Source organism: bacterium (assembly GCA_030018315.1).
GTDB lineage: Bacteria > Hydrothermota > UBA3073 > JACQXS01 > JAGMCI01 > JASEGA01.
Genome location: JASEGA010000038.1, coordinates 1 through 11498, shown reverse-complemented (window position 1 = coordinate 11498; position 11498 = coordinate 1). Strand labels below are relative to the sequence as shown.

Below are 11498 nucleotides of genomic sequence, written 5' to 3'. Positions count from 1 at the left end.
TGTCAATCAAGGTGTTGCAAGTTTTGTAAAGCGAATTATTCAACAAAGCAAAAAACTTGACAAATGAGCAAAATGCTATTATATATAATAAAAGTTAAACAAAATGGTAAAGGAAGTTGACAAATACACTATTTTCCAGTCAAAAGATGGTACGCCAATCCCATCTGGGGTAGAGTTCGAAGTCACGAATAGGTGCAACCTAAATTGCGTTCACTGCATGAATGATGAATCTGCTGATAATGAGCTTTCTTTGGATGAAATTACTCATATTATTGACCAGTTACTTAAGATAGGCATATTTACTATTACATTTTCAGGTGGTGAGCCTTCTTTACGAAGAGATTTTTTTGATATTATAGGATATGCTGCTTCAAAAGGGTTTTCCATTGAATTGCTTACCAATGGGACATTGATTACAAAACCAGTAGTGGATAGACTTTCCTCATTCGCCTTTTTGCGTGTTTTTGTGAGTTTGTTCAGTTCAAAGCCTGAAGTTCATGAAAGTATTACACAAGTAAGAGGGTCATTTAACTCAACTTTAAATGGGTTAAAACTTTTAAAAATGGCAAATATAAAAACAACTGTAAATATCAGAGTGATGAAGCAAAATTTTGCTACCATTGATGAGCTAATAGGGCTCTGTAAGGAGCTCAGTCTTCCTTTTATAGTCCTTTTAGAAGTCTTCCCCTGTTACAGTGGCTCAACCTTACCTTTAAATTATCGGCTTTCAGATGACCAAATCAAAGAGCTCACCTCTAAGGATTATTGGAGCCAACGTTATGAACCAAGTAAGCTAAAGCACCGAGGATTATGTGGAGCAGGCTATAGTCTTTTCTCTATTGGGGCGAATGGTAAGGTTTATCCTTGCGGTATCCTTCGGATGGAGGCAGGTGATTTACGTAAAGATAAGCTTATTACAATCTGGAAGTATAGTCCAGTATTTCAGCGAGTAAGAGAAATTAGAAAAGAAGCCTACCCCTGTGGTAGCTGTAAGTATTTTCCCTATTGTCGCTCTTGTATAGGTGAGTCATGGCTTCAAACGAGAGATATAAGAAAGATTGGAGTAGAATACTGTCGCATTATGAGAAACGATACAATGGTTACCAAACTGCTAACCAGGAGTCAAGAAAATGCGCGAATATAAAGACTTACTTGACAAAAAATATCCTTTGTTCCTATATAAAGTCCATTTTAACCTAACTAATGCTTGCAATCTCAGGTGTATTCATTGCTTAATGGTGGGTCAATCTTCTAAAGATGAGCTTACTACAAAAGAAGTTAAGAACATACTTGACCAATTAGCAGATTTAGGCTGTTTTGAATTAACATTTAGTGGTGGTGAACCCCTTTTGCGAGACGATTTTGTTGATATCTTAGAATACTCTTTTAAGAAAGGGTTTTATGTCTTCCTTCTTACAAACGGTACTCTACTCACCAATCAAATAGTGGATAGATTTAATTCTTACCCCATCGAAGTTCAAGTAAGTCTTGAGGGCTCAAGGGCTGAGATACATGATAAGATTGTGGGTGTAAATGGTGCTTTTAAAAGGATAATGGAAGGTATAGATATGCTAAATAAAAAAGGTATAAAATGGTGGGCTGCGCAATCGATAATAAAAGAGAATTTTGACGATATTGATGACTTTCAATGCTTAGCAGAAAAGCTTGGTATAAGAGTATATGCTATTCCCTTGATCTTGCCTGCGCTCAATAGGGACTTATCACCAACTTATCACAGACTATCAGATGATGAACTACAAGCCCTTTTTGCTAAAGTGCCACTTCCGCCATATCTCAAAGATGACACCTTACCTATGGGAAAAGAGGCGAGGTTAAATTTTAAATCCAGGGTTAGGCTTGCCACCCGTCATTACTGTGTTATTGATTCACATGGAAAAGTTTATCCATCACTTTACCACTTCTGGACTCCTGAAGCCGGTGACTTAAGAAAACAAGCTTTAAGTGATATCTGGTTAAATTCTAATATATTTCATTGGATGAGAAATTTAGAAATCTCAGCCTTTAAGTGCTATTCCTGCAAGTTTTTACTAAATAAGTGCTTTCCCAGTCGTGGTGTGGCATATCTAGAATCTGGAAATATTTTTGAAGTCCCACGTGAGTGTTGTCGAATAACCAAGAACTTGATTAAAAGTCAAAGAAAACTTAAGAAAGGAGGTAAAAGATGAGGTGCAAGAAAGGCAAGGCAAGCAACTTGGCAAATAAGAAGGTGCGTGATAAGTATGTCAAGCCAGTTCTCAAAAAGCAAGAAAAGATATGGGCCTCTACTATGGATTCCACTTCCTATTACGATTATTATAATCTTGTTGCATGCTACTCTGAGCAAGCAGGGAAGAACTGTGCGTGAAGTAGGTGCTTCTTAAGAAAAGAGTGGCTTTTAGCAACCAGTTGTATTATACACGATATTATAACTTTCGGGGTGTAGTGGTTAAAGTGAGCTCTAATCTTCTTTCACTTCACTCAAAGATAGACCAGTATATCTCGCCAATTGATTCAGTTGGTGAAGAAAGTGCTTGCATTTATATCCATAATATTGAATCAGGGAGTGATATTTTTCGATTTGATAGCTCAGATGGAAGTGAACTAAGTGAAACGACTAAAGAAAGCTTCCTCACTCATGGTGTAGCCTATTTTAGGGGAGCATTTGATAGCATAGATATATTTGTAGCTGAAGATACTCTTGTACCTGATTCTTTTTTAAATCTTACAATAAAGCGGATAGTTCCCAAAGTGTGTACTCCTGCACTTTTAGGACACAGTTTTGGCGTCCTCCACGCCTCAGGAATTGGGATAGAAGGCAAATGTGTTCTCTTTGTTGGAGACCCTGGAGCAGGTAAGACCACTGTTATCTTAAATTTAGTTAATTCTGGTTTTCAATTTATATGCGATGATAAGGCATTTCTTAAAAAACGAGACAGTAGGATAAACATTTTTAGTGTAAGTGGAACAGTTAGTGTAAAGGGGGATACTAATTTAATTAAAGGAGTTAAAACTGCCCAGTATATATGGGGAGGAAAGTGTTCTACTCTATTTAATGTAGGAGATGCTTTCTCAGATTCAAAGGAGCTCCCAGCAAGATTGATTTTTTTTATCTCTGGTAAAGGAAATAGTCTTACCTACAAAAGGATTTCAGCTACCGAGTCTTTAAAGAAGTTATTCTTGCCCGGTGTTGCCCATTATTTAAAGAACAATAAGGAATCAGCAGCGGAAAAATTCAACTTTTTAGTTGACTTAGTGTCACAGACTCGCCAATATGAATTGTTCTTGGGTAAAGATATGCATCGCTTACCGGATGTCATTAAGAATTTGTTAGAGGAATTATAAATGGGTAAAACAATAGAAAAAATAAAAATATTGATACCTAACCCAGAATCACCAGACATGCCATTACTTGATGAACTAAATTAAGAAATGGAGGTTTAATGGTTAAGCTTAATCAACGATTTAGGAAGTCACCTCAAACTCTATTCCGTGTGGTTGACAAAGATGTGATACTCTTAAATACTGAGACCAACTTTTACTATGTATTAGAAAAAGTAGGCGCAATAATTTGGGGCTGGATTGAGGCTGGTAAGAGTGTCAAAGAGATGATAGATGGGATATATGATAGATATGAGGTATCCAAAAGGGATTCAGTAAAAGAAGATGTATTGGAACTGATAAACGATTTGATTAAAGAGGGATTAGTTGCTTGTAATGAAAAATAAAGGTGCTTAATCCCAAATAATGCGTTAAATTTTGACCTCGTCCTAAGGCTCGGCCCGAAGGAAACCGCGAATAAACACTGATGTACGTAGATGATTGAAAGATGGACACAGATTTATTTGGGTGAAATAAACATCTGTATTTATCCTGACCTTATCTGTATCTATCTGCGTTCATCTGTGGTTAATCCATAATCTTGGTTAATTGTTCACAAAGTGAAGGACTCAAAGTATAGTTAAGAATTAAGAGCTACAAAAATAAATCCAATTACAAAACCTACAACTTTTATCTCTCCTTTTTGTTGTTTAAGTGATACCAAACTGCCATTCTTTCTGTGTCCATCTGTGTTCATATCTGTGTCTATCTGTGTATTTTCACTTTTGTTTGACTTTTGTCTAAACTGGTAATACAATTTGGTTTATGATTTTACAAGAGCTAAAAGCTAAACTTAACCCATTTATGCAGTTTCTACTTAAAGCAAATGAGCCATGGCTTGTTGGCGGCGCTATAAGGGATGCTATCATTGGGTTACCAATTAAAGACTTTGATTTTGCAATCAAAGAGTCCGGTATAGAATTTGCAAAATGGTTTGCTACTAAAATTAAAGGTAAATTTGTCTTGCTTGATGAGAAAAATGATGAGGCGAGAGTAGTCTACCGAAAAGAGCTTGAGGTAGCACCTCTTACTTTTGATTTCAATGGTATGGAATCAATTGAAAAAGACCTTAGTAGGCGTGATTTTACTATTAATGCTATAGCTGCGAGACTGCCGGGACTTGAAATATTTGACCCATTTTATGGAGTAAAAGATGTAGAAAAAGGGCGTATAAAAATGGTATCAGAAAATGGTATAAGAGATGACCCACTCCGAATACTGCGTGGGTTTAGATTTTCTGCTACACTCGGCTTTAAGATAACAGCTGAGACTATTAAAGTGATGAAACAAAATGTCAGACTGCTAAATAAATCGGCAGCTGAACGTAAAAGGGAAGAAATAATGCTATTGCTGAAAGTAAAAAATTCGTATCCAACTTTACAAAGGATGGCAAGACTTGGAATACTTGATGTTATAATACCTGAACTTAAGCCAATGAGAAAAGTAGCACAGGGAAAGCGGGGCGGTAATCTACTTAACCATTCAATACTTACTGTCAAAAAAATTGAACAAATGCAAATTAAAGAGTGTAAAGAATACTTCAATAGGAAATTAGCTACCCTAAAGTTAAGTGCATTATTACACGATATTGGTAAACCTTACTGTTACAGTGAGGATAAGCGTGGGCAAGTGCATTTTTATGGACATGAGAGAAAAGGGATAGAACTGCTAAATAATGTTAGAGAGAAGCTTAGATTAAGTAACTACGAATTTAGAAGTATTGCAACTCTTATACGGTATCATATGCGACCACACCTGTTAGCGAGTGATGGAATTCCAACTGCTAAAGCAATATGGCGGCTTGTAAGGGATGGCGGTGCTGATACACCTGGTATATTTTTACTTGCATACGCAGATGCTATTGCATCAGGGGGGATGGGTAGTAAAAAGTTACTTGATTTGCTAAAAATAGGTATCACAATGTGGAAGGATATGAGACGACCCAAATTTAAGCGTATAATAACAGGCGACGACTTAATTGCACTTGGCCTTAAGCCAGGCCCTAGGTTTAGGAAAATACTGCAAGAGGTAGAAGAGGCACAGGTGAGTGGTGAACTTCGTACTAAAGAAGAGGCGATAGAATTTGTAAGACAGAAATACTGCAAGAAGCGACAGGTAAGTGAGATCTGATGTTAGTTTTTCAGCATGCTTAAAAACAAAACTTGACAACCATTAAAATTTTATATAAATTTATTTTAGGAAGTGAGCATGAAAAAATTTTTAGAAGTTACTGGAATAGGGGCAGGTATTTTTGTGTTAAGTGTGCTCCTTATCAGTGTAGCCTGTGAGAAAGAGAAGGGTCCTACAGGAGGCGGTTTTACTTACGTGGGATAATTATCTATGGTTTAGAACTCACGCAGATACAGTAACCTAGCCGAGCCAAACAAAAGATATGGGGGCAGTTGAATTGGATGCAATTACTAGTGCTTCTGGGATAGTCTGCCACCTCCGTTGTTTGTTGGGCATTCAGTTGTAGCCAAATGTAGAGATGGATACGCCAAGTTCTACGTAATATCTGTTGGTGACAGCCTAAATTGGGGAGCTGAGGTTAAGTATTATTACTCTACAAGTAGCTCTTTTGACCACTAATAGTTTAGGTATCTATAAAAAATACCAATTTTTATGCTTAAATCCTTTTCGTGCTTTCATTCTTTCCTGCCTACCATCAGGCAGGCGTGTTTTCGTGATAATTTTTAACAAACATACTTTGATGAAAATATTACTTCGCTAATGGAGAAGTATGTAGTTGTGATAGGCGGTGTTCTCTCCGGTGTTGGTAAAGGGGTAGCTACAGCAAGTATTGGTAAGATACTAACTGAATACGGCTACTCAGCTACTGCTATTAAGATAGACCCATATATAAATTATGATGCCGGCACTTTACGGCCGACTGAGCATGGTGAAGTGTGGGTCACAAATGATGGTGGTGAGATAGACCAAGACCTTGGTAGCTACGAGCGCTTCATTGGGATTGATATTTCAAAATGTAATAATATAACTACAGGTCAAATATACAAAACTGTTATAGACCGCGAGCGAAAAGGTGAATATCTTGGTGAGACTGTCCAGTTTATCCCTCATATACCGGATGAGATAAAGACAAGAATACGAAAGGCTGGTGCGGGCTACGATATCACACTTATAGAGATAGGTGGCACTGTTGGTGACTACGAGAATATACCATTCCTTTTTGCTATTAAAGGGATAGAAAGAGAGATTGGTAAATCCAATGTTGTTTATGTGCTAATCACATACCTTCCTGTACCATCTCATATTGGAGAGATGAAGACGAAGCCTACACAACAGGCAATAAAATTGCTACAAGAGAATGGTATAATACCTGATATAATCTTATGTCGTGGCAGGAAGCCACTTGATGATGTACGCAGGAAGAAGATAGAAACTTATGCAAATATAAAACGAGAGTTTGTAATATCGGCACCTGATATTGAGTCAGTGTATGAGGTACCAATAAATTTTGAACGCGAAAATCTTGGTCAAAAGATACTTGCAAAGTTATCACTTAAACCAAAAAGGAAACCCAATTGGAATAAATGGACTGAATTACTTAACAGGTTGAAAAATCCGCAGTTTACTTGTTCAATTGCTATGGTTGGTAAATATATAGATGTAGGTGATTTTAGACTTAAAGATGCATATATATCAATAAATGAAGCAATTGAACATGCAGGTGCAAGACTTGGAGTTAAGCCAAAGATAAGTTGGGTAGATTCCAAAAAAATAGAACGCTCAGGTAGCCGCATACTTAAAGATTACGATGGTATAATTGTTCCGGGTGGCTTTGGCACTAAAGGGATTGAGGGTAAGATTAAAGCTATCCAATATGCACGTGAGAATGGTATTCCATTCCTTGGCCTATGTCTTGGGATGCAGCTTGCAATTGTTGAGTATGCAAGAAATGTAGTTGGCTTCAAAGGTGCACATACAACAGAAGTGGAGCCAAACTCACCATATCCAGTAGTTACTGTTCTACCAGAACAGCGTAAGATACTTGCTAAATCTAAGTATGGCGGGACAATGAGACTCGGTGCTTATGCTGCGAGGCTTAAGGAAGGGACACTTGTTTACAAACTTTATAAAAAAGAAGGTAGAATTAAAGAGGATATGAAGGAGCCGCTTGAGCATTTTAGGATTGGGAAGGCATCTCCAAAGGATCCTGTGGAAAGGCGAAGCTATGTGATAGAACGCCACCGTCATAGGTATGAGCTATCACCTAAGTTTGAGAAGGCTTTAGAAAAGGGTGGGCTTGTATTTTCGGGTCATCATTATCGGTTGGATGGAACTAAATTAGCTGAGTTCTTAGAGCTACCGGGACATCCATTTTTTGTTGCTACACAATCACATCCGGAGTTTAGGTCAAGATTTATTAAACCAGCCCCACTATTCTTAGGATTTTTAGAAGCTATAGTTAACAAACAAAAGTAAAAGAGTAATGGGTATTTTGCTAACTTTTGGGCTAATTTATGGCTACGGTATAAGTGCAGATTTTCCTATTTGTCAAGAAGGTCATGTTCAATATAATCCTAAAGTAGTTTGGGATGGGAAGATAGTCGGATTCCTGGTAATGGTGACATTTATGGCAGACTTGTGAAGCCGTCAGGTGATACATTGCCTGAAATTGCTATCTGCAAGAAAGATAATGCACAAGAGTCGCCTGCAATAGCATGGGATGGTAGTAATTATCTCATTGTGTGGTCAGATAAGAGGAATGGTAATTACGATATTTATGGTAGAAGAGTAAGCCCATCAGATGATACCTTAGCTGAAATTGTTATCTGTACTCAAGATAGTATACAAAAATCACCCGCAGTAGCTTGGGATGGTGACAACTACCTCGTTGTATGGGAAGATAAAGTGATACATCGTCACAAATTAGCATCTCTACAAAAGGGGTTAGGTCTACAGTAGCTTCAGATGGTAGCAATTACATTGTTGTATGGCAGAGTAGTGATAGTAGTATTTGTAGAAGATTCGTGTTTCAATCAGGTGATACTTCTACCCGAATTGATATTTGTACACAAATAGGGTTACAAACCTGGCCTGCAGTAGCATAGGTGACACCCCAAGATGTCATGCTGAACTCTTCGTTTCTTGTGAAAATCCCTGCCTGACGGCAAGGCAGGTGTAAACACATACCAGTTATCAAACGTAAATGGTTGCCCTATACTGAAGTTAAACATATAGGCTATGACTTCATCATCAAGTGCATAATACGGGATAGACTCAGTCCCGTATACATCACCTGAGGTGGTACCTCCCCATAAGGCACGAGCATTAGAATAAGCAATCCTGTGAATAGTGCTAAGCGGTACTATATCTTCTGCACAAGTCATTGCGAGGCGTAGCCGAAGCAATCTCAAAAAGAGTTAAAGAGATAAGTGCCAACCTAAAGAAATAATACCTCAAACATCCATATAGCAAACTTACAAATTTCCTCAACATCTTACCTCCTATTTTTGACTTTATTTTTACAGTCCTCACTTTTTATTCGTACCTTTCTTAAAAACTTTATCATAAAGATTTAACAATGAAAATAATTTGACAACTGAGTTATTCAAGATAAAATAATCTTAGCCTAAGGCTGAAGTATCTGATGGTTAAATCTATTGGCGTATTTGACTCCGGAGTTGGTGGTCTTACAGTAGTGCGTGAGCTTGTAAGGGTTTTGCCAAATGAGCAAATAGTTTATTTTGGTGATACTGCAAGAGTCCCCTACGGTGGTAAATCCACTCTGACAATTAGGAAGTTTGCAGACCAGATTGTTCAATTCCTACTTTCAAAGGATGTTAAACTTATAGTAGTGGCTTGCAATACAGTTTCGGCAACCTCACTTGAGTGGCTTAAAGCAAGGTATTCATTACCTATCATTGGGGTTATAGAACCGGGAGTTAGACAGGCAATTAGGACAACAAAAAATCAGGTAATAGGTGTAATTGGGACAAAGGCTACTATAGAGAGTGGTGCTTACAAAACTGCAATCCATAAAATAACCCCAAAAATAAAGAGGTCTCACCTCAAAGTGTACTCAAAAAGCTGCCCACTACTCGTGCCTTTGGTAGAAGAGGGCTGGATTAATTATACTGCTACAACACTTATATTAGGGCGTTATCTTTCAGGTCTTAAAAAGAAAAAAATAGACACTCTTATTTTAGGCTGTACCCATTATCCGTTACTAAAACATAGGATTAAAGAGATTATGGGCACAAGTGTTAAGCTTATAGACTCAGCGGCTTCAGTTGCCCTTGAGGTTAGAAATGTTTTGAAAAAACATGGGATTGAACAAAAGTGTAGGGACAGGGTTACCCTGCCCCTACAGCACAAGTTCTACTTCTCCGATGTTCCAAGAGGATTCAGAAAACTCAGTGATAGGTTCTTAGGGTTTCCAGTTCCTTGTAATCAAATAACTTTGGGATAGTAGCTTCTTTAAAGTATTAAGTAGAATTTTTATATCAAATAAGAAGCTTGCATTACTTAAGTATTCAAGGTCAAGTGCAAGTTTATCGGATAGAATTGATGGATAGTCAGTGTCAATATTGTGTAGTTTCTCTGCTTCGTCTATATATTTAAGCTGTGAAGGGCCTGTAATTCCCGGTTTCAATCTTAAGACTTCTTGCTCCATTTTGTTATATCTTTTGACATATTCAGGAAGCTCCGGACGTGGTCCTACAAGACTTAATTCACCTTTTAAAACGTTAAATAGATTTGGAAGCTCGTCAACCTTTGTAGCTCGTAACAGTCTACCTATATTGGTTATTCTTGGGTCATCTCTTGTTGTTATTTTAGGTCCTATTAGGGCTGCATCCTTTACCATTGAACGAAACTTAAGCATTCTAAATGGCTTACCTAGCCTCCCTACTCTTAAGGATTTATAAAATACAGGACCTGCTGAATCTAATTTTATTAAAATGGAGATAAGCAAGAAAACAGGTGATAAGAATAATAAAAGTGAACCAGAAAATATGATGTCAATTATACGCTTAATCACTTTAAGTTACTTTTGACTATCTTCTTTACAACATTTGCTACATATTTAGCATCATTCAATGATAGTCTTGGATAAAGTGGGAGTGAGATTACCCTTTCATATACATATTCTGCATTGGGAAATGCACCCCTCTTAAATCCATATCGTTTCCTGTAATAAGGCATGAGATGGAGTGGTATAAAATGGACTGATGTCCCTATTCCTTCGGTTGAAAGAGCATCAATGAACTCGTCTCTTGTAATTTTTAATAGCTCAGGTCTTATTTGAATAATATAAAGATGCCATGCATGTTTTGTCAAACTCTTTTGATGCGGGCTAATTAGCTCAGGAATCGCGTTAAATTCTTTATTATAGATTTCAGCTATCTCTTTCCTCCTTTGTTGCATTCTATCAAATCTTTTAAGCTGAACAACTCCAATAGCTGCTTGTATATCTGACATGTTGTATTTATAACCTTTATCTATGATTTTATACTGCCATGAGCCCTTTGCACTATACCTCTTCCATGCACCTTTTGACATCCCATGTAAAGCTAAAATTCGTACCTTTTCTGCTATCTCTGTATCATTTGTAGTTATCATCCCACCCTCTCCAGTAGTAAGATTTTTTGTAGAATAAAAGCTGAAACAAGTAGCATCACCAATTGTGCCTATCTTTTTACCTTTGTATTCTGCTCCCAATGCATGCGCTGCATCCTCAATTACAATAAGATTGTATTTATTTGCTATATTAAGTATTTCAGCCATATCACATGGCTGACCCGCAATATGGACAGGTATAATTGCACGTGTTTTAGAGGTAATTGCTTTTTCTATCTTAGAGACATCGATATTAAATGTATCTCTTTTTATATCAACAAATACTGGAGTAGCTCCCGTATGGACTATTACCTCAGCTGTGCTCACAAATGTATAAGGAGTAGTGATTACTTCATCACCTTCACCAACCCCATAAGCAAGTAATGCAAGATGTATAGCGGAAGTACATGAATTAACTGCAATCGCATGCTTACAGCTTGAGGTCGTACCTCCAATGTATTTAGCAAACTCATATTCAAATTTCTCAGTCTTTGGTCCAGTAGTCAGCCAGCCCGACCTTAAAGTGTCAACGACTT

Annotated in this window: 13 protein-coding genes; 10 read left to right on the top strand and 3 right to left on the bottom strand. The window is 37.4% G+C overall.

Annotated features, from left to right (window positions below; translation table 11 throughout):
* Positions 1–103 precede the first annotated feature (103 nt).
* From QMD71_09310 to QMD71_09270, 9 genes are all read left to right on the top strand, one after another.
* On the top strand, positions 104–1144 hold the full coding sequence (locus tag QMD71_09310; GenBank protein ID MDI6841025.1) for a radical SAM protein: 1041 nt from the start codon (positions 104–106) through the stop codon (positions 1142–1144).
* Positions 1131–2186 carry a radical SAM protein gene (locus tag QMD71_09305; GenBank protein MDI6841024.1) on the top strand — a complete coding sequence of 352 codons (1056 nt, stop codon included), beginning with the start codon at positions 1131–1133 and terminating at the stop codon, positions 2184–2186. The genes QMD71_09310 and QMD71_09305 overlap by 14 nt, the downstream gene beginning before the upstream one ends.
* Positions 2183–2365 carry a hypothetical protein gene (locus QMD71_09300; protein MDI6841023.1) on the top strand — a complete coding sequence of 61 codons (183 nt, stop codon included), beginning with the start codon at positions 2183–2185 and terminating at the stop codon, positions 2363–2365. The genes QMD71_09305 and QMD71_09300 overlap by 4 nt, the downstream gene beginning before the upstream one ends.
* A gap of 77 nt (positions 2366–2442) precedes the next feature.
* Positions 2443–3342 (top strand): hypothetical protein, encoded by a 900-nt coding sequence (locus QMD71_09295; protein MDI6841022.1) that lies wholly within the window; start codon positions 2443–2445, stop codon positions 3340–3342.
* 98 nt (positions 3343–3440) lie between these two features.
* Positions 3441–3725 (top strand): PqqD family protein, encoded by a 285-nt coding sequence (locus tag QMD71_09290; GenBank protein MDI6841021.1) that lies wholly within the window; start codon positions 3441–3443, stop codon positions 3723–3725.
* 418 nt (positions 3726–4143) lie between these two features.
* A complete protein-coding gene (locus QMD71_09285; GenBank protein MDI6841020.1) occupies positions 4144–5508 on the top strand; it encodes an HD domain-containing protein in 1365 nt (454 codons plus the stop codon).
* 78 nt (positions 5509–5586) lie between these two features.
* Positions 5587–5712, top strand: a complete 126-nt coding sequence (locus tag QMD71_09280; GenBank protein ID MDI6841019.1) for a hypothetical protein — start codon at positions 5587–5589, stop codon at positions 5710–5712.
* Between the two features lie 396 nt (positions 5713–6108).
* A complete protein-coding gene (locus tag QMD71_09275) occupies positions 6109–7824 on the top strand; it encodes a CTP synthase (GenBank protein MDI6841018.1) in 1716 nt (571 codons plus the stop codon).
* Positions 7825–7932: 108 nt separating this feature from the next.
* Positions 7933–8307: a hypothetical protein gene (locus tag QMD71_09270; GenBank protein MDI6841017.1), complete on the top strand. Its 375-nt coding sequence runs from the start codon at positions 7933–7935 to the stop codon at positions 8305–8307.
* A gap of 119 nt (positions 8308–8426) precedes the next feature.
* Here the strand turns inward: QMD71_09270 and QMD71_09265 are convergent, their stop codons facing one another.
* Positions 8427–8732 (bottom strand): hypothetical protein, encoded by a 306-nt coding sequence (locus QMD71_09265; protein MDI6841016.1) that lies wholly within the window; start codon positions 8730–8732, stop codon positions 8427–8429.
* A gap of 260 nt (positions 8733–8992) precedes the next feature.
* On the opposite strand from QMD71_09265, the gene murI reads away from it, so the two are divergent.
* The gene (gene murI, locus QMD71_09260) at positions 8993–9814 is read left to right on the top strand and encodes a glutamate racemase (GenBank protein ID MDI6841015.1); all 822 of its coding nucleotides are present in this window, start codon (positions 8993–8995) and stop codon (positions 9812–9814) included.
* On the opposite strand, the gene QMD71_09255 is transcribed toward murI, so the two are convergent.
* Positions 9773–10384, bottom strand: a complete 612-nt coding sequence (locus tag QMD71_09255; GenBank protein ID MDI6841014.1) for a sugar transferase — start codon at positions 10382–10384, stop codon at positions 9773–9775. The genes murI and QMD71_09255 overlap by 42 nt on opposite strands.
* Positions 10381–11498, bottom strand: a 1118-nt coding sequence (locus QMD71_09250; GenBank protein ID MDI6841013.1) for a DegT/DnrJ/EryC1/StrS family aminotransferase, incomplete at its 5' end; no start/stop codon positions are given. The genes QMD71_09255 and QMD71_09250, both read right to left, overlap by 4 nt.